At 38.9% G+C, this 19,425-nt stretch carries 14 protein-coding genes and 1 pseudogene; 7 read left to right on the top strand and 8 right to left on the bottom strand.

All coding sequences use genetic code 11. The annotated features are described in order from the left end of the window. Positions 1-12: 12 nt before the first annotated feature. A complete protein-coding gene (locus tag AVFI_RS07905) occupies positions 13-363 on the top strand; it encodes a DUF2750 domain-containing protein (protein ID WP_005419670.1) in 351 nt (116 codons plus the stop codon). Positions 364-429: 66 nt separating this feature from the next. Here AVFI_RS07905 and AVFI_RS07910 read toward each other — a convergent pair. After that, positions 430-2,335: pseudogene (locus AVFI_RS07910) on the bottom strand (bifunctional metallophosphatase/5'-nucleotidase). A gap of 194 nt (positions 2,336-2,529) precedes the next feature. Continuing rightward, a complete protein-coding gene (locus AVFI_RS07915) occupies positions 2,530-3,171 on the bottom strand; it encodes a thiopurine S-methyltransferase (RefSeq protein WP_188863614.1) in 642 nt (213 codons plus the stop codon). Positions 3,172-3,415: 244 nt separating this feature from the next. On the opposite strand from AVFI_RS07915, the gene AVFI_RS07920 reads away from it, so the two are divergent. Beyond that, positions 3,416-4,786 carry an L-cystine transporter gene (locus tag AVFI_RS07920; protein ID WP_065641269.1) on the top strand — a complete coding sequence of 457 codons (1,371 nt, stop codon included), beginning with the start codon at positions 3,416-3,418 and terminating at the stop codon, positions 4,784-4,786. Between the two features lie 371 nt (positions 4,787-5,157). Here the strand turns inward: AVFI_RS07920 and AVFI_RS07925 are convergent, their stop codons facing one another. Beyond that, positions 5,158-5,688: a 3'-5' exonuclease gene (locus AVFI_RS07925; protein WP_005419687.1), complete on the bottom strand. Its 531-nt coding sequence runs from the start codon at positions 5,686-5,688 to the stop codon at positions 5,158-5,160. Positions 5,689-5,778: 90 nt separating this feature from the next. Further along, positions 5,779-7,296, bottom strand: a complete 1,518-nt coding sequence (locus AVFI_RS07930) for a sensor domain-containing diguanylate cyclase (protein WP_054775701.1) — start codon at positions 7,294-7,296, stop codon at positions 5,779-5,781. A gap of 246 nt (positions 7,297-7,542) precedes the next feature. On the opposite strand from AVFI_RS07930, the gene AVFI_RS07935 reads away from it, so the two are divergent. The 4 genes from AVFI_RS07935 to AVFI_RS07950 all read left to right on the top strand — a co-directional run bounded on the left by AVFI_RS07935 (position 7,543) and on the right by AVFI_RS07950 (position 13,463). After that, positions 7,543-8,175 carry a DUF2760 domain-containing protein gene (locus AVFI_RS07935; protein ID WP_011262095.1) on the top strand — a complete coding sequence of 211 codons (633 nt, stop codon included), beginning with the start codon at positions 7,543-7,545 and terminating at the stop codon, positions 8,173-8,175. After that, complete coding sequence (locus tag AVFI_RS07940) at positions 8,175-9,995, top strand: Hsp70 family protein (protein ID WP_017019852.1); 1,821 nt, start codon at positions 8,175-8,177, stop codon at positions 9,993-9,995. The genes AVFI_RS07935 and AVFI_RS07940 overlap by 1 nt, the downstream gene beginning before the upstream one ends. A 188-nt stretch (positions 9,996-10,183) precedes the next feature. Further along, complete coding sequence (locus AVFI_RS07945; RefSeq protein WP_188863615.1) at positions 10,184-13,000, top strand: Hsp70 family protein; 2,817 nt, start codon at positions 10,184-10,186, stop codon at positions 12,998-13,000. A gap of 160 nt (positions 13,001-13,160) precedes the next feature. After that, entirely contained in the window at positions 13,161-13,463 is a 303-nt protein-coding gene (locus tag AVFI_RS07950; RefSeq protein ID WP_017019850.1) for a hypothetical protein, read from the top strand. Between the two features lie 64 nt (positions 13,464-13,527). Here the strand turns inward: AVFI_RS07950 and AVFI_RS07955 are convergent, their stop codons facing one another. After that, the gene (locus AVFI_RS07955) at positions 13,528-14,001 is read right to left on the bottom strand and encodes a DUF2947 domain-containing protein (protein ID WP_005419704.1); all 474 of its coding nucleotides are present in this window, start codon (positions 13,999-14,001) and stop codon (positions 13,528-13,530) included. A 216-nt stretch (positions 14,002-14,217) separates the two neighbouring features. On the opposite strand from AVFI_RS07955, the gene AVFI_RS07960 reads away from it, so the two are divergent. Further along, a complete protein-coding gene (locus AVFI_RS07960; protein ID WP_005419707.1) occupies positions 14,218-15,369 on the top strand; it encodes a DUF1887 family protein in 1,152 nt (383 codons plus the stop codon). Positions 15,370-15,505: 136 nt separating this feature from the next. Here the strand turns inward: AVFI_RS07960 and udp are convergent, their stop codons facing one another. The 3 genes from udp to AVFI_RS07975 all read right to left on the bottom strand — a co-directional run bounded on the left by udp (position 15,506) and on the right by AVFI_RS07975 (position 19,379). Further along, positions 15,506-16,264 (bottom strand): uridine phosphorylase, encoded by a 759-nt coding sequence (udp, locus tag AVFI_RS07965; RefSeq protein ID WP_005419708.1) that lies wholly within the window; start codon positions 16,262-16,264, stop codon positions 15,506-15,508. 232 nt (positions 16,265-16,496) lie between these two features. Further along, a complete protein-coding gene (locus tag AVFI_RS07970) occupies positions 16,497-18,812 on the bottom strand; it encodes a zinc/cadmium/mercury/lead-transporting ATPase (protein ID WP_188863616.1) in 2,316 nt (771 codons plus the stop codon). A gap of 150 nt (positions 18,813-18,962) precedes the next feature. Next, on the bottom strand, positions 18,963-19,379 hold the full coding sequence (locus AVFI_RS07975) for a CBS domain-containing protein (protein WP_005419725.1): 417 nt from the start codon (positions 19,377-19,379) through the stop codon (positions 18,963-18,965). Positions 19,380-19,425 lie beyond the last annotated feature (46 nt).

Here is a 19,425-nt window from a genome sequence, read left to right on the forward strand (position 1 = left end):
AGAGACATTGTCATGAGCAAATTAACGTCAGATACTCAAGCAAACCTAGAGCTTTTCATTTCAGAGACAAAAGAAACACAATTAGTGTGGAGTCTTTATAATGAAGACGGTTGGATTTCAGTAGAGTCAACAGAATTTGAAAACTCTGAAGTAATGCCATTCTGGTCTAATAAAGAAGATGCTGCTTTTCACAACGTTGAAGAATGGGCTGACTTTGAAGTAACAGAAATCCCACTAGATATTTTTGTTGAAGATTGGTTAATCACTCTTTCTGAAGATGGTGTTTTAGTTGGTACAAACTGGAACCAACAACTAGAAGGTCAAGAAGTAGAAGCAAGCGATTTAGCTAAGCTTTACTTATAATATTTATTTTATCTTTGTGATAAATAAAAATAAAGGTGGCTCAATTATGGCCACCTTTTTTGTTGTTTAATTCAGTGCCTTTGCAATTACCATATCGCGATGGATTCGTGCTTTTTCAGCCTCAGTTGTCGCCTTATCTAAAGATTGTTCAAGTTTACTTAAATAAGTCGTTAATTCAGCTTCCGTTGAAAATATCTTATCTTTTACATTAATAGATTCAACATTGGTATATCGACCATCTTTGCTTTTTGGTACGTCTATTTTGCCACTGTTAATTAACGTCTTTACTGTTTCTCGCTCTTTCTCATAGCCTTCAAGACCGATCAATGTCCAGCGACTCATTGGCTTACCTTCGTATTTACCTTTTTTTACCTCGTCTAAGTAGCGAATGGTTAAATTCCGAATTGTTCCATCTTCTTCTCCAAACTCTTCTTCGGTATCAAACAATACTGGGAAATGTCTACCTTCAAGCACACCGCCATCTTTAGGTTAAATGCCCCATTCGATAGCTGTTCATTCCGATACGAATTGGCGTTTTATTCGTAATATCTCTACCATCGGCAAATTTAAGATCGGTAATACGTTCACCTGCTGGCTTGGTTAAATCTATTGCATAAGTCACACCAGCAAAGAAATCGTTGGTTGAATATTTTGATGAGCGACGTTCAAGATTAAAACTGTATGTAACATCCCCTTCTTTTACGCTATTGAAGTAACCCGCTGACCACTCCATATATTTTTTCAGCTCTTTACCTGTCATTTCATAAACAGTAATTTCACCACCAGCATACTGATAGTTATAAGCAATATCTTTAGCTTTAATTTCTCCAACATTTAATTCAGCCATATCATTATCAATTTGTAAGGCAATCACATTTGCTAATGGTGCATAATGCATACTGGCTTCTTGGAACAGAGCACTGATCCCTGTATCCTGAATATGAACTTGTGGAATACCTTTAATTTCATTTTCAGGAACAAGATCAACACCTAGTAATTCTGCGACGACACGGTTTGCATTTTCACGCAGACGTTTATGATATGGAGCATACAATTCTTCCATCTTTTCGTCTGATTCAACGCCTTTTATCTTGTATGTAAAGCTGTCTTTATTAACTAGAGTGAACTGTCCATTCTTCTCTTCAAACTGTAAATCAATCCGAGAAAGCGCTCGTCCATATTTATCTGGCTCGGTAATAATCACACCATTTACCGTCGCTTTATCAATACGAGTGTGCATATGACCTGCAACGATAGCATCTATCTCTGGATTGGCATTCGCGATATCAGTAACCCCAGTCGCTTCTATATTGTTTTCATTATCGAGTCCCATATGAGCAACTAATACAATCGCATCTACTTTATCATCTATTTCTTTAATGACTTTTTTCACTTCAAAAGATGGATTGGTAAAAGTCATACCGTCAAGGCGATTTGTGCCTTCAGCAAATACTTGTGTCATTGGTGTATCCATACCAATCACACCAATTTTAATTCCATTTTTCTCAATAATTTTATAAGCAGGTAAGAATGGATTACCATCTTTTCGCTTTATATTCCCACCTAATGATGTACCTTTAAATTGTGTCAATGAACGATTAAGTACATTCAAGCCAAAATCAAACTCATGATTACCTAAAACCCAAATATCATATTTCATTTCATTAAAGCCGAGCATCATAGGATCTATAGGCTCATCCTTAAAAGTTTCGACAAAATTGCCTTGAATCGTATCACCGGCATCTACCAATATTACATTTTCTTGTTCATCACGAATCGTTTTCACTTTAGTGGCGATTTGGCTCAAACTGCCTTTCATATTAAGCTTATCGCTCGCATAATCCCAAGGCATAAAATAACCATGAATATCTGATGTACCTAGGATCGTGACATCAACAATATCGCCATCTGCCGCTGCTGCATAACCACTTAATGAAAGTAAAATTGCTGAAGTTAATATATGTTTTTTCATTATTATCTTTATTTTTATGTAGGGAAACTCGATCTTAAATCGTTATTCCCCCTCATAAATAAATATCGATCACATTTAAAATGTAACAAGAAAAAGCAAATTACAAATTTATGATGCATAACTCATTAACAACAAAAAAGGCTATCAAACAAACTTGATAGCCTTCATACAAAATTACTTCACTTTTTTATTGATTAATTTTCAATTAACCACACTTCTTCAGCAAAACGAGATAGCCCTTTTTTAATTTTAGGGTGCTCCGCATCAGCTTCATCTCGTTGTAATCGTGTAATTTTCATTCCCGAAAACAGCGCTCGTACTTCTTCTTCAGGTACAGAGAACGGAGGCCCAGCCATTTCATTTTGATCGTAATCTAGTGTCACTAATAATATACGCCCACCTTCTTTTAATCGACTACGTAACACTTGAACGTATTCTTCACGCATCTCTTTTGGTAGTGCAACCAATGCGGCGCGATCATAAATTAAATCAGCGGCTTCAATAGGAGCAACAAAGTAATCACCTGAATAAATAGTAAATTCATCAAATTCATAAAGTTCTAGCGTACTACTTAATTGTGTCACTGTCGGTGTATATAAACGTTCAGCAAAGAAAGCACGAACAGCTATCTGGCTCAGTTCTACCCCTGTTACAGAGTGATGACGCTCTGCTAACCAATCAAGATCCATCGATTTACCACACAATGGAACAAAAACAGTTTCATTTCTTTTTGGTTCTAAAGCTGACCAGTATTGAGTTAAAATTGGATTAGTATCAGGCAGGTGGAAACCAATGACATTACTTGCCCATTTTTTTTGCCAAAATTCATGTTCCATTTACTTTCCTTTATTTAGCTTATTTTTATGCTGAAATGGTACCGCATCACATACTTTTGTTCTAGGTGTTAAACGATAACGGCTGTATCTATAACTTAATACAAATCTGTTATTCCATTTGGTTATATAGAATAACTTTTATCAATTACCCTACTAACCTACGAATCGTTATTATCCTTACTAAATCAAAGTGCTTTGCGTCTTACCCCTTAAAAATGGGCGCATTTATGAACAGGAATGCAGTATGTCATTAGCCATTATAATCAATTTAGCCGTATTTATCGGCCTCATCTTTTTTCTCAATACACAGCAACGTAAAGAATATACATTATCGAGATTAGTTTTGATTGGTCTTGTTGCTGGTAGCTTATATGGCTTAGGGCTTCACCTAGTATACGGTGGAGGCAGCGACGTAATTAACACAACACTTGATTGGGTCAATATTGTAGGCAGTGGTTACGTTGGTCTACTTAAAATGGTAATAATGCCTCTAGTGCTTGTTTCTATGTTTGCCGCAGTGGTTAAACTGGATAAATCAGGTTCACTAGGAAAAATCAGTGGCGTAACTATTAGTGTTTTACTTGTTACTACTATGATAGCCGCTCTTATTGGTATCACTGTTACTCATACTTTCGGCTTAACTGCTGAGGGGTTAACAGAAGGTGCTCGTGAAACAGCTCGTGTTGCTGTACTTGAGTCTCGTATTGGTAGCGTGAGTGATTTAAGTATTCCTCAAATGCTAGTTAGCTTTATCCCAACCAATCCATTTGCTGATTTAACTGGAACTCGCTCAACATCTATCATTGCAGTTGTTATTTTTGCCATTCTATCTGGTATTGCGGCTCGTAAAGTGAGTCAAGAAAAGGAAGAGCTAGCTGCGCCTATTAATACTTTTGTTGATGTTGCACAGTCAATCGTGATGCGATTAGTTAAAATGATTATGGCTCTAACCCCTTACGGTATCTTAGCGTTATTAACTAAAGTGGTTGCCACATCAAATGCGGCCGATATTTTAAACCTACTTGGTTTCATCGTAGCTTCATATATCGCTATTTTATTAATGTTCGTTGTACACGGCTTATTGGTATCACTAGTAGGTGTTAGTCCTATTGATTACTTTAAAAAGATTTGGCCGGTACTGACATTTGCATTCAGCTCTCGTAGCTCAGCAGCAACGATTCCACTGAATGTTGAAGCACAAATTACAAAACTACGAGTACCACCAGCAATTGCTAATTTATCAGCGACCTTTGGGGCGACAATTGGTCAAAATGGTTGTGCTGGTATCTACCCTGCAATGTTGGCGGTAATGGTTGCACCGACTGTGGGAATCCCGATTGACGGACATTTCATTTTATCTCTAGTTGCGATTATCACGGTAAGTTCATTTGGTATTGCAGGGGTTGGTGGCGGAGCAACATTCGCAGCGTTAATCGTGTTACCTGCGATGGGATTACCCGTTACTATTGCTGCACTGCTTATTTCTATCGAACCATTGATTGATATGGCTCGTACCGCACTAAATGTAAGTGGAGCAATGACAGCAGGTACAATCACAAGTCGAGTATTAGGACAGAAAAGTACCGATGAACAGGTAGAAAGCGCACAAGCTTAATCAAAGATGTTAAACCGAAAAGGAAGCTAAATTGGCTTCCTTTTTTTATTGCTGCTTTTTATAAGTATCCCACTTACATTCACTCTTCAAATAAAAAATAATTGCATTAGAAAAACTAATCTGAAAATACAATTTTACTAGCTAGAAATTATTAAATTAATATCTATAATGCGCGCCATACAAAGACGAAATATCTCGTTTATTTATCAGATTAAAAGGTGGCGCTATGGCTAAAAATATCATGACAAAAATCGCAAATGCTTATCAGCGTTCATTCACTGAGTTATACAAACGCGATAACAAATAATACGAATTTAGTATTAACAAATACAAAAAAGGAGCTCATCGGCTCCTTTTTTATTTTCCAACTTTTACAATATTTTCAATGCTAACTGAGCCAAATTATACGCATCAACATACCCTGAATGTTGACGGCCTTCCCATTCGATATTCAATTCTTCCATTGCTCTACGTTGCCCCATTCGCTCGTTTTTCTTACGCGAACGAATTCGATAGATAGTGGCAAGGTTTAAAAACTCATTAAATGGAACTTCAATACCTTTAGCTTTACATTCCGCTTCAAGGATTTGTTCATCATGTCCCCACGCAGCATAAATTTTATTTGTTCCGCCAAAGTTTTTAACCATGGACTTCAATACATCAGCTAATGGACGGCCTTGTTTTTCAATTTTACGTGGAGAGATACCTGTAAGATCAACACAAAATAGAGAGATTTCATCTTTTTCTGGTTTTACATAATACTGCGCACGCTTAACCACTTCACCTTTTGTAAGATCAATTTCAGCTAAACCAACCTCAATGATCTCCCCTGTTCTACCTTTGCCATTTTCATTCCAACAGCACATTTCTAAATCAAAACAGACGATACGATTAAAGTTCATGAAGATCCTTGGTACACAATAAAAAGCGAAGCGCTATTCTACCTAAACTCCGCGCTAAGCGCGACACTATGAAAGTTGATTGCTGAAAATTCAGCCTCGAATGGTAACTTGGTTACGCCCCATCGCTTTACTTTGATATAACGCTTGGTCAGCAGCCTTCAACAACTCTTCAAGAGTTTCTCCTTGCCAAAGAACAGCACCAAGACTGATAGTTTGAGCGATATCGAAATCATTAAGCACCGTTGGAGATGTGGCTACAAGATCATGAATTTGTTCTGAAATTAACGTTAGTTCATCGATACTATTCAGCTTCATCACAATAGAAAACTCATCACCTCCAAGACGTGATACGTAGGCATTATTTCCCAATGTTTCAGACATTAAGTGACCAATATGTCGCAAAACTGCATCCCCTTCAGGATGACCATATGTGTCATTGATTTGTTTAAATTTATCAATATCAAAACACAACAAAGCAAAGGATTTTTTTGTTTCAATATAGCGACTAATCACATCACGTATAGCACGACGATTTAATAAGCCAGTAAGATCATCATGCATTGCCATATAACGTAATTCTTTGGTTCTAATTTCGAGCAGATTTTCAATTCGTTGTTTATCTCGAGTAACAACAGAAGTTAGTGCCGCAATCAGCATTGAAATCGTTAAAATACCAAAAAATAACCAGATCAACGTGAGTCTTTGATATTCGTTTAATTTATTGTCAGCTTTATATTCAATTTTCCAAAGCCGATTTTCGATTTTTACGCTAGTTGTATAATCAACTCCTTTAAAATTATTCCATGTACTGCTTTGGTACATGATAGGATCATCACCTGCATCAAATCCCGTATCAATAATACGAACAACTAATTCCTCACCTAAAGAAGTAGAATTAACTAAGCGATCAAAGTAGCTTGTGATCCTAACTACTCCAACCATTACCCCTTTTAACGATGTTTTATCTGAAGTAAATACTGGGTGATAAACTAGCATGCCTGTTTTCGGAGCAATCTGATCAAGACTGTCTCTTAACAAACGAATTTTATCTGAAACACTCGGCCGCCCCGTTGTTAAAAACTCTTCGACAACAAGATTAAAACGCTCTCTCGATGAATAAAATCCAATTAGAGGTGAGTTTTTCTCATCTCTTGGATAGATATCTGTTGCGATATAAATGGGCTCATGATTTTTCATCACATAACCGTAGGTTTTAGGCTGGTCTTTTGGGACGGTATATAATCGAGCTAAGGGATAATTTTTATGTATTTGTTTAAAATGATCATCAATATCTTTTTCTTCCACTTTCTCCATCCACTGAAGTGAAATAAGACTATTAGAACGATGCAATAATGAATCCGCAAACAAAGGAAACTGAGACCAATCCTTTTTACTGCCTACTTGATAGAAGTTTGCCCCCGCACCTATAAAATCAATATCTTTCTCTATTAACATCGAAAGCAGCGCTGACTGTCTATCTGCTTCTTTATAGAAGTTCTTTTGATTATTATCCAAATCGGATAGATAAACGAACCTCATACTTAATAGACCTAGAGATAGAGCTAACAAAAAACTGGTCATTACATAAAAGTAATTACTCTTAAACACTCTGCTCTCCAACGGTTGATAACCCTTTAATTCTAATAAAATTTTAAAATTTTCGAAACCAAAAGCCTATATTTAATTTTTATTACTCAGATTTGATTCATTCTGTTCAAAATTACATCATTCAGCATATATTAGTCGCTTTGATTGCCCTTCTTTTTATCTCTTATCCCTTGAATATGCTACTATTAGCCACAATTTAGTTAGAAACGTTTGGTGCTAAGCACCCTAGAATATAGAGAATGAATTATGAATTTTGACTTGAATGCTATTCCTTCTACCTTTGATTTAGGACACATTGTCCTGTTCGGTACATCTGCTCTATTTGCATTATTGTACATAACGAAGAAAGGTAAAGCGGTAGAGATCGAAAAAACAGTTGAAGTCGAAAAAATCGTCGAAGTTGAGAAACCTGTAGAAAAAATCGTCGAAATCGAAAAAGTCGTTGAAGTTGAAAAGATCATTGAGAAAATCATCGAAGTTGAGCCAAAAGTAAAAGCATCAACGCCTGAATCTGCTTTACAACTATTGGCTTTATTACAAAAAGAAGCACGTTTTATCGACTTTATGCAAGAAGACCTAAAAGGCTTCGCAGATGCAGAAGTTGGTGCTGCAGCTCGTGTTATTCATGAAGGCGGCCAAAAAGTATTATCTGACTACTTTACTCTTACTCCAGTTCGTACTGAGGAAGAAGAGTCTCGTTTATCTATTCCTGCTGGTTTTAACCCATCGGAAATTCGTCTAACGGGTAATGTAGTTGGTGAAGCTCCATTTAATGGCACATTAATTCACCGTGGTTGGAAAGTTGCGGAAGTGAAGCTACCAAAGCTGGCTGAAGGTTATGACGCAACAATCGTTGCTCCAGCAGAGGTTGAACTGTAATGGAACAAGCTAAATACAGCATTGGTATCGATTTAGGTACAACTCACTGTGTTCTTTCTTATGTGGATTTACATGATGAAGACGCAAGCGTTCAAGTAATGCCAATCCCTCAACTAACCGCCCCAGGTCAAGTTGAAGAAAAATCGCAGCTGCCTTCTTTCATGTATCAAGCACATGAAGCTGAACTATTAGAAGGTGATACAAGCCTTCCTTGGACAACCAAGCCAAACGCAATTGTTGGTAGCATAGCTCGTAACCTTGGAAGCAAAACGCCAATTCGTTTAATTGCGAGTGCGAAAAGTTGGTTATGTCACGGTGGCGTAAACCGTCGTGAAGCCTTCTTACCATTAAACAGCCCTGAAGAAGTGATCAAAGCGTCACCTCTTGAAGTAACAAAGCGTTATTTAGAGCATTTACAAAACGCTTGGGATCACCAAAACCCAGAGCACCCTCTAAATGAACAAGACATTACAATTACAGTACCTGCATCATTTGACCCTGCTGCGCGTGATTTAACAGCAGAAGCGGCAAATAATCTTGGTTTCCGTAACTTAACGCTTTTAGAAGAGCCACAAGCAGCGGTATACAGCTGGATCAAAAATAACGATGATTCATGGCGTGACCAAGTATCGGTTGGCGATGTTATTTTAGTTGTCGATATCGGTGGTGGTACAACGGATTTATCATTAGTTGCGGTTACTGAAGAAGAAGGTAATTTAAGCCTAAACCGTGTTGCGGTAGGTGATCATATTCTTCTTGGTGGCGACAACATGGATTTAGCCCTAGCTTATCGTTTAAAAATGAAGCTAGCGCAAGAAGGTAAGCAACTGCAACCTTGGCAAATTCAAGTGATGACTCACGCCTGTCGTGATGCTAAAGAAGCCCTTCTTAATGATGCTGAATTACGCGCAGTGCCAATTGTGGTTCCTAGCCGTGGTTCTAAATTGTTAGGTGGCACGCTACAAACTGAATTAACTCAAGAAGAAGTTCAACAAACTTTGGTTGAAGGCTTCTTCCCTGTTGTTCCTGTGACTGAGCACCCAGTTCAATCTGCACGTGGTGCATTAACTCAAATGGGTCTTCCTTATGCACAAGATGCAGCGGTAACTCGTCACCTTGCTAGTTTCTTAACACGTCAACAAGCAGCAACTGATGAAGTATTTGGTCAACAAAACGAATCCGATTTTATTAAACCAACGGCCATTCTTTTAAATGGTGGAGTTCTAAAATCAAACCTACTTGCAGAGCGTCTACTTGGCATTATTAATCAGTGGTTAATCGATGGCGAAGCGGAAGACGCAAAACTGCTTGAAGGTCTTGACCTTGATTTAGCTGTTGCGGCTGGTGCTTCTTACTACGGCTCTGTTCGTACCGGTAAGGGTGTTCGTATCCGTGGTGGCATTGCATCAAGTTACTATGTTGGTATCGAAAGCTCTATGCCTGCGATTCCTGGAATGGAACCACCAATGGAAGCATTGTGTGTTGCTCCATTTGGTATGGAAGAAGGCTCGCACGCCGATGTACCTAGCCAACAATTTGGTTTGGTGATTGGCCAACCGGTGCAATTTAAGTTCTATGGTTCAACGACTCGTCGTGACGACCAAGCCGGTACACATTTGGATTTCTGGATGCCAGAAGAGCTAGAAGAGTTACCTGCAATTCAAGTGACATTACCTGTTACTGAAGGCCGCACAGCAGGTGAAGTGGTGCCTGTTCGTTTAGCCTCTAAAGTGACTGAACTTGGTACTCTTTATCTTGAAGCTATTGCTGCTGACAGCGGTGAGAAATGGCACGTTGAGTTCGATGTTCGTGAAGCGTAATTTAAATATTATTCTTCGCTAGTTACGCATCTTAAGAGTTCAGTCACCGTTATGGAGGCTGAACTCTTTTACTATATATCCTTTGTATTTTTGCTGTTGCCTTCTTATACCAATGTAACTAATTAGATGTTCATTATTGATATTGGTATTACTAACAGCTACAAGACTAACATTACGTCGGGGTTTTTATGAGTTCTTCTAATCGCTATTTAATTGGTATCGATCTTGGTACTACTCACACCGTTGTTGCTTATACTGATATTTCTCTTGGTATTGAAACTAGCCCAATTGAAATCTTCAATATCGACCAATTGGTTGGACCGGGTGAAGTGGCTCGTAAACCCCTACTTCCATCATTTCGTTACCACGCATCAAAAAGTCAGCTCACTGAAAATGATCTGACGCTGCCTTGGAATGTAAAGACAATTGAGGGGGAGATAAAAAACGCCATCATTGGTGAATGGGCCCGTGAATTGGGATCAAAAGTAGAAGGTCGCCAAGTCGTGAGTGCTAAAAGTTGGTTATCTCATACCAAAGTTGATCGCACCTCTGATATTCTTCCTTGGGCAGGCGCAGATGATGTCGAAAAAGTGTCACCTATTGTTGCCAGTGCAAGCTATTTAAACCATGTACGCCAATCGTGGAATTATCATCACCCAGACGCTCCAATGGAGCTTCAAGAAGTCGTTGTTACTGTACCAGCCTCTTTTGATGAAAGTGCTCGCTCATTTACTATCGAAGCAGCAAAACTGGCAGGTCTTGATAAGATCATTCTATTGGAAGAACCACAAGCCGTTTGTTATGACTGGTACCACCATCATCAAGATACTGCAAAAGACATTTTAAAGAACATCCCGTTAATGGTGGTGTGCGATGTAGGCGGCGGTACTACCGATTTAAGTTTAATCCAAGCACGTTTTAATAAAGACGAATTAGCTCTTGATCGTATCGGTGTGGGTGATCACCTAATGCTAGGCGGCGACAACATCGATTTAGCCTTAGCGCATTTAGCTGAACAGCGTTTAGATAGCGGTAAGAAAATGACGGCAGCCGCGTTAACCAAACTTATCCAACAAACTCGCAAAACCAAAGAACGTTTGCTATCTGCTAACGCCCCTGAATCTGGTCACATTACTCTTCTGGGGTCAGGCTCTAAACTATTAGGTGGCAGCCGCAAAGTTGAGTTAACCAAAGAAGAAGTACATCAGATCGCACTGGATGGATTCTTACCACTGACCGACTTTAGTGACCGTCCAAATCAGCGTCAAACTGCTGTTGTTGAATTTGGCTTACCTTACGCATCAGATCCTGCGATCAGTAAACACCTAGCTCAATTCTTAGATAACCATAAAGAAGTCTCTGCAAAAGCATTAGGTTGGGATGATGCGGAATTAGCTAATCATGACGACCGTGCTATACCTGTGGGTCTGTTACTCAATGGCGGCGTATTTAATAGTCCGCTATTAGCTGAACGTTCACTTGAATTGATGAATAACTGGAAAGGTGACACTGTCACTCAACTATCTAACCCTCATCCTGATTTGGCTGTTGCTTACGGTGCCGTTGCTTATGGTAAAGCACGTCATGGTGCACAGTTAAAGATTGGCGGTGGTTCGGCTCGTTCATTCTATTTGCAATTAGAAGAGAAAAATAAACAGCCTCAAGGTTTATGTTTATTGGCAAAAGGCAGTGAAGAAGGCGAAGAAATTCGCATGACAAGTCGTCGTTTCTCACTAACTTTAGGCGAACCAGTTCGATTTAATTTGCTTTCAACAACAAAAGGTCAACTTGCGACCTCAGGAATGATCACTGAGTTATCCGACCCTAGTTTTGTTAGCTTACCTCCTTACGTAGTAACACTTGAATCAAGTAAATCAAAAGATGAACTGCACGCAAACCAGAAAGATCGCGTTGAAGTAACTCTCGCTTGTCAATTTACAGAAGTCGGAACCATTAAAATTGAATGCGTTTCTGTTGAAGACGATTCGCTGCGTTGGTTAGTCGAATTTGAAGTACGTAATCAAGCCTCCAATAAAAGTGCTAACCTTGCGGATCAAATTAGCCTTCCTCCTCGTCTACCGAATGCTATAGCAAGTATTAAAGAGGCTTATGGCGGCAGCAAACAAAACCCAAATGCCATTAAAGCCTTTTCTAAAAACATAGAGAAGCTGATAGGTAAACGTGAATCATGGGATTTAATTACCTCACGGGAACTAGCAACCGCATTACTTGACAGTAAAAAACGTCGCCGCCGTTCTGATAAACATGAACAAAACTGGTTAAAAATGACAGGTTTTGCTCTGCGTCCTGGTTTTGGCTACCCTGCCGATGAATGGAAGATATCTCAAGCATGGGAAACCTATCAACAAGGCATTCAATTCGAGTCGAAACAATCTTGGAACGACTGGTGGACATTCTGGCGTCGAATTTCTGGAGGTCTAAACCAAGAGCAACAAGAAACGATTTTAGCTGATATGGCAAAATACCTACATCCAGGTTCTTTGCGCAACCCAAAAACATTGGAAGAAGCCAGTAACAAAAGTTATGAGGCAATGGTTCGCCTAGCTGCAGCACTAGAACACCTCGATGTAGAAGATAAAATGTTAATTGCTTCTTGGGTACTAGGCCATGCAAAAAATGGTAACCAACCGCAGGTGCACTGGTGGGCTTTAGGTCGAATTTGTTCACGTTCACCATTTTATGGTAGCCAACATAATTTAGTGCCTCCAAGTCAAATCTCTCAGTGGCTACCAACATTATTAGAACAAGACTGGAAAGAACAACCAATGGCTGGTTTTGCTGCTGTCATGATGGCTCGCTTAACTGGAGATAGAACCCTAGATGTATCGGATGATTATCGAGAAAAGATCATTGATAAATTGAAAAAAGAACGCTGCCCACAAAGTTGGATTGGACTAGTATCAAGTCAACAAGCATTAACAGAAGCGGATTCTAAACGCTTATTTGGTGATGCATTACCTGCAGGCTTACGTCTAATTAATTAGATGAATTCTCATTAATGCTTTAATTTGTTATATGAGAAATGAATATCTTTGGTGAAAAATTGCACACCACTGTCAAAGGTGTGCAAACATCATCTTATTCTTCTTCTAATTGCATTTGATTCAAGTATACTGAAATCATCACATTTTGAAGGTAACTTTTATGATTGAAAGCGCCATATTGGCGATCATAGTGTTACTTTATTTTGTTGGTTGGTCCCGTTTCGGTACTCGAGAATTACGCAATGCAGCTAAGAGGTTAAGTGATATCGCCTCTGTTCCACAAGAGCTGATTATTGAATGGATTATGTATAATAAACAGATATTGGATATCAATGAGTTTCAACGTTTTATCATCCATTTAAATAAAGCCGACACCGAAAACTTAAAACATGAATTGGATAGCTTTTCTCATTATCTTGAAATTCATGCGCCCGAACATACTATTTCAATTAATCGGGTATAATATACAAAAAAAGCTCATTGCCTTCACAATGAGCTTTTCTTTTAAATAAAATGGCGAATCTAGCCTAACTTCTTGTTCCTAACTTCACTTTGCCCTTAGAATTAAACCATAAGACTTGTGATTTTTTCTTACCAATTAATAATGGTAAGTCATCATAAAATAAGAAGTTCTTCCACGTTTTCTTAAACGTTCCCCATGAGGTTTCAATTAAGTTATATTTCTCATAACAAAAATAGATAGTTACTTCATCTGACCAATCAATAAACTCTAGCACTTCTTCAGGTAATGATTCATTATCGCTGTCCCAGCGGTGTTGCCAATCAATTTCATTTGTCCACGAGCTTTTCTTCATTGGCCACTCTTTTGAGCCAAAATGATCTGCCGTAGGGCTATTACTACTAATAAAGTCATTCCAAACTTGAGCTGATTTTGCTTGAGTGAATGGTTTAATTAAAGGCAGCAAGGCATCATCAACAGGCATTGATTGATGAGTAAAAATCCACTTGCGATTGTATTCATCTAAAGGTAAATAGCTCATAAACTCTTTCTATAGTAAGGCATGTGCCTCTATTCTATCGTCTTTTTTTATTAAGCCCAAATAAGAATATCTAACAATAGCTTGATTTTTATCATCCTCCCCCTCATAACAGTAGTATTGAATAGTCAAAATTATTCAAAACCATAAATATAACGAAAGATTACACATGCCTTCTTGCTTCCATTTATGTGTAATCGCCATTACAAGAATTATTAAATGATTACGCATGTTGGCATTTTAGATCAAGACCCCGTACGTCTAATCACCCCACTTTTAGATTTATCGGTGAAAGGCGAACACATGGTGTTCATTGGCGATGAAACTCAAAAAGAGATGTTCCATCGACTGGAGTCAATTCTAAAATATAAAGGGATCAGTTCTGATTTTTTTGAAATCCCTAATATTGTTGATACCCACGCAATCAAGCAATCATTGCAAGCACTTGCTGCTGAAATGAAACTTCACTTTAGTGACATCAAATTAAATGCAAGTTGTGGTCTTCGTCACCGTCTTCTTTCTGCCTATGAAGTGTTCCGTTCATATCATTGGCCAATCTTTGTTGTAGAGCCATACAGTGACAAATTATGTTGGTTATACCCAGATGGTCGCAAACAAAAACACGTTGCTGATAATATTCGCTTGAGTGATTATCTTGCTATTTTTGGGGCTCGCTGTGAGTTTTCAGAAACTGAATTACCAGAAAGTATCGATAAGCGCTTAAGAGAACTATGCCAACGCTGGGCAAGCAACGCATTAGAGTTAGGCCCGGGCTTAGCAACATTAAACTATTTAGCCACCACTTGTCGTAAAGAACAACGTTTAGATGTTGAAGTAACAGAGAAACAACAGAGCTATAAAGAACTTAATATGCTACTAACTGATCTTGTTGAAACAGGGTTAGCTACGTATGAAAATGGCATACTCACTTTTGATTGCGAAGAAGCTCGTCGTTTAGCCAATGGTGAATGGCTTGAAATATTGGTTCACAACACGGTTGTCGATATTCAGCAATATTTACCAACTCTGCAAGACCACTCGTTAAATGTTCAAGTGCATCGGGAAATTGGTGAAAAAGACGTTCGTAATGAACTTGATGTGGTTAGTATCGTAAATAACAAACTGCATATCATTGAATGTAAAACCAAAGGCATGCGTGATGATGGTGATGATACGCTATACAAATTAGAATCATTACGTGATTTACTTGGTGGACTGCAAGCTCGTGCAATGCTTGTTAGCTTCCGTCCTCTACGTAATAACGACATTATGCGCGCACAAGACTTAGGCTTGGCGATTATCGGCCCTGATGAATTAGGCGATCTTAAAAAACATCTTCTTAACTGGTTCTTAGCGGCCGGTGGTCATTAATATTTTCGATTAAGATCCTCTCTGATACTAAAAAGGCCCTGTTGTGGGCCTTTTTTAATGCTTTTCAATTCATATAAAAAATGCCGCTGATTCTCTATGAACCAGCGGCATTCTATACTTATTTATGCTCTTTCTATTATAGAAGATTTCGAGCCGCTTCAATTACCACTTTAATTGAACGCGCTTCTGTTTCTTTTAGCGTAGCGTGATCTGGGATTTCTTTTTGAGTACGGTTAATAATTACACCTGCTACACAACCAGCACGTAAACCAGAGCTTGCACACATAGTTAATAGCGTCGCTGATTCCATTTCAAAGTTCAATACGCCCATGTCTTGCCATTCTTGCATAGAACCTTGGAAACGCTTAACAACACGACCAGAGAATGTGTCGTAACGCTCTTGACCTGGGTAGAAGGTATCACTTGATGCTGTTACACCTGTGTGTACATTTGCACCTTGATCAACAACCGCTTTACGCATTGCAGTTGCAACGTCAAAGTCTGCAACTGCAGGGAATTCCATTGGAGCAAAGTGAAGACTTGCGCCATCTAAACGAACTGAGCCTGTAGTAACGATCATATCACCTACATTCACATGAGGTTGAATTGCACCTGTTGTACCTACACGTAAGAAAGTACGAACACCAAGTTGAGCAAGTTCTTCAACCGCAATCGATGTTGATGGACCACCAATACCTGTAGAACATACAACAATTTTCTTGCCATCTAATTCAGCTAAGTACACTGTGTATTCACGGTGGCTTGCTAAAAACTTAGGGTTTTCCATTTGTTCTGCGATTTTCTGAACACGTGCTGGATCACCTGGGATGATCGCCATTTCTGCACCTTGAAGATCTTCTTTTGTTACGCCTAAATGGAATACTGCTGCTGTCATGGTTAGCTCCTTGCGGTTTTGTAGGGCCGCGTTAATTAAATTAGTTATATTTGATTTGATGAAGTTACTTTACCCAATTAAATGACGGCTTTATGTGACAAAGACCTCAAATGACATGCTTTCACATTACATTCTTGCAAAGAAAATCGATTGGCATCACATAAAAATAGAAAAGCGCTCATAATACGAGCGCTTTAATTTGAGTTACTTCACTAAATTCATTTGTATATTATTACTCTTTCTCTTTAAAGCGTAATAAACGAAGCGCATTTAAAGTAACGAGAACTGTTGCGCCGCTATCTGCTAATACCGCAACCCATAAACCGGTAATACCAAACAAGCTAGTCACTAAGAAGACAGCTTTTAAACCAAGCGCTAAGGTAATGTTCTGACGAATATTGCTTAGTGTTGCTTTTGATAGTGCCACCATTGGTGCAAGCTCTTCTAAGCGGTTATGCGTTAACGCAGCATCTGCTGTTTCAAGAGCAACATCGGTTCCCCCTCCCATCGCTATACCAATAGATGCGGTTTTCATTGCTGGTGCATCGTTAATGCCATCACCTACCATTGCCGTTTTCGCATTAGCGGTTAATTGCTCAACATACTTCACTTTATCTGAAGGTAATAAACCTGCTTTATAGTCAATATTTAACTCCGCAGCGATGGCTTTTGCTGCTCGCTCATTATCACCAGTAAGCATGATTGGTTTAATTCCTAATTTAACCAACTTTTCTACAGCCATTTTAGCATCAGCGCGGAGTTCATCACGCCATGCTAATAATCCAGAGATCTGCTCATTAATCAGAACCAGAACAACGGTTTTACCTTGCTGCTCTAAGAAGGCGATTTGGCTTTCAATTTCAGGAATAACTTCACCATCAAATTGTTGAGGTGCATACAATTCAATATGTTGATCGTTAACCGTTCCTTTAATGCCTTTACCAACAACGGTCTCACGATTATCTGCTTCAATAACCGTTAGCCCCTGCTCTTGCGCTCTAACTACAACAGCTCTTGCTAGCGGATGAGACGATCCCATTTCTACCGCAGCTGATTGAAGTAAAATACTTTCTTCCGTTTCGGTTTCAGTTAATACTCGGATATCGGTTAAAACTGGTTTTCCTTGTGTTAATGTGCCTGTTTTATCAAATGCGATATTTTGGATATGACCTAACTCTTCTAGAGCTGCGCCACCTTTAATTAATGCACCACGCTTTGCAGCCGTTGCTAAACCAGAAGTAATCGCTGCAGGCGTAGAAATCACTAACGCACAGGGACAAGCAATCAATAACATAGCTAAACCACGATAAATCCATGTATCCCATGACTGACCAAACATCAGTGGTGGAATAATGATAACCAATAACGACAGCACCATCATTGCCGGAGTATACCAACGGCTAAATTTATCAAGGAAACGCTCTAATGGTGCTTTACGTGATTCTGCTTCTTCAATTAGGTGAAGAATACGATCAATGGCATTTTCACCTTGAGCTGAAGTAATCTGAATCTCAATAACGCGATCATTAACAATAGAACCTGCCATCAATGGATCGTTTGCCTTTTTATCAACAGGTACAGATTCCCCTGTTAAAGCACTTTCATCAAACGATGCAAACTCAGAAAGTAAAATTGCATCCGCCGCTAATCGGTCACCTGGGCTCACCTGCACACGATCACCTACATTCAATTCAGAGGCTGCAACTTCTTCTTTGGTTCCATCACTATTAATTCGTAGAGCGGTATCTGGCACTAAATCCATTAATGCTTTAACACCACTTCTCGCTTTTGCTGATGCATAGCCTTCTAACTGTTCACCTAACATAAACAATAAGATGACCATTGCCGCTTCAACGGTTTCACCTAGATACACTGCACCAATAGCAGCAACCGTCATTAGCGTTTCAATTGAGAATGGTGAACCATTTTTTGCCAAACGAATGGCTTTACGACCAATCGGAATCAAACCAAACAGTCCTGCAACGGTAAATGCAATCGTTCCCAGTTCTTTGTTTACAATATTAATGCCTGTAGCAATTACTAAAAAAGCAACCAATAGCAATAACAATGCGTTCTTTTTCCAAAATGGTTGAGCCACATTTTCTGATGCATTTTTTGCATTCATATCCGTTAGTGGAAAGCCTGTGGTTCTAGCAACACTTTCAACCACATCAAATACTGATTCATCTTTTGTTCTTACTGTAAGTTTTTCTGTTGCAAAAACAACATTCGCATCAACTACATCTGGAATGGCAAGAATGGCTTTTTTTAGTTTTGCCGCGCAACTTGGGCAATCCATCTCAGAAATTAACCAGCTACGAGATAACGTACCTTTCTCGGATACTTGAGGAATGACAACTAAGGGGTCTGATTCTCCAGGATCTGAGCCGCAACATGAATCAGAACTCGTTGGTTTATCAACGCCGCTGCAACAATCCGTAGTAGCACTTTCTGCTTTGATAGTTGATATTTTTGGCGTTGCACAACATGAGCTTGATGGGTTGTGCTTATGATCATGGCTGTGTGTCGATTTATGAGTAGTACACATGAGATATTCCTTTGTTAAATGTTAGGTTTGAATTCACTCTCACCATTAACTATAAACCTTAGAGTTAACTCTAAGGTCAAGGATATTTTTTCTATCAGAAACAAAAAAGACACCGAAGTGTCTTTTTGTAAGAAGAGATGAAACTAAAGATTAAACGGGGTGTTTAAAACAGTGACCTATTGATTCACTAATAGCCTGAAGAACATTGCGACGAGTAATAATTCCAACTAACTTACCACCTTCAACCACTGGGTAAATCTTTGGCTTGTTTTCTGTCATCGTCTGAGCCAAATCAACAATCGCATCATCAGGTGTAACGGTTAACACTTCGGTCTTCATTACATCTGCAACAACATGTGTATCTTGACAGTGATAACTCACACCTAATAATGACTTAATTAAATCTTGCTCAGAAATAAACCCAATAACCTCACGTTGCTCGTTAACAACTGGACCACCAATATGTTGTGAAGTAATAAATTGATCTAACGCCGCTGCTAATGACATATCCGCTGTCAAATATAGAGGTCGTACACTCATGTATTGTTTTACTTTTTTATTTTCCATTATAGCCCCCTAACGTGCTATCGCTTACTTCGATAACTTAAGTGTG

It is taken from the genome of Aliivibrio fischeri ATCC 7744 = JCM 18803 = DSM 507 (assembly GCF_023983475.1).
GTDB lineage: Bacteria > Pseudomonadota > Gammaproteobacteria > Enterobacterales > Vibrionaceae > Aliivibrio > Aliivibrio fischeri.

What these genes read in the sequence shown, in the direction of transcription:
- AVFI_RS07905 (WP_005419670.1), top strand. Translation starts at nt 13, where the DNA reads ATGAGCAAATTAACGTCAGATACTCAAGCAAACCTAGAGCTTTTCATT.
- AVFI_RS07915 (WP_188863614.1), bottom strand. Translation starts at nt 3,171, where the DNA reads ATGGAACATGAATTTTGGCAAAAAAAATGGGCAAGTAATGTCATTGGT.
- AVFI_RS07920 (WP_065641269.1), top strand. Translation starts at nt 3,416, where the DNA reads ATGTCATTAGCCATTATAATCAATTTAGCCGTATTTATCGGCCTCATC.
- AVFI_RS07925 (WP_005419687.1), bottom strand. Translation starts at nt 5,688, where the DNA reads ATGAACTTTAATCGTATCGTCTGTTTTGATTTAGAAATGTGCTGTTGG.
- AVFI_RS07935 (WP_011262095.1), top strand. Translation starts at nt 7,543, where the DNA reads ATGAATTTTGACTTGAATGCTATTCCTTCTACCTTTGATTTAGGACAC.
- AVFI_RS07940 (WP_017019852.1), top strand. Translation starts at nt 8,175, where the DNA reads ATGGAACAAGCTAAATACAGCATTGGTATCGATTTAGGTACAACTCAC.
- AVFI_RS07945 (WP_188863615.1), top strand. Translation starts at nt 10,184, where the DNA reads ATGAGTTCTTCTAATCGCTATTTAATTGGTATCGATCTTGGTACTACT.
- AVFI_RS07950 (WP_017019850.1), top strand. Translation starts at nt 13,161, where the DNA reads ATGATTGAAAGCGCCATATTGGCGATCATAGTGTTACTTTATTTTGTT.
- AVFI_RS07955 (WP_005419704.1), bottom strand. Translation starts at nt 14,001, where the DNA reads ATGAGCTATTTACCTTTAGATGAATACAATCGCAAGTGGATTTTTACT.
- AVFI_RS07960 (WP_005419707.1), top strand. Translation starts at nt 14,218, where the DNA reads ATGATTACGCATGTTGGCATTTTAGATCAAGACCCCGTACGTCTAATC.
- udp (WP_005419708.1), bottom strand. Translation starts at nt 16,264, where the DNA reads ATGACAGCAGCAGTATTCCATTTAGGCGTAACAAAAGAAGATCTTCAA.
- AVFI_RS07970 (WP_188863616.1), bottom strand. Translation starts at nt 18,812, where the DNA reads ATGTGTACTACTCATAAATCGACACACAGCCATGATCATAAGCACAAC.
- AVFI_RS07975 (WP_005419725.1), bottom strand. Translation starts at nt 19,379, where the DNA reads ATGGAAAATAAAAAAGTAAAACAATACATGAGTGTACGACCTCTATAT.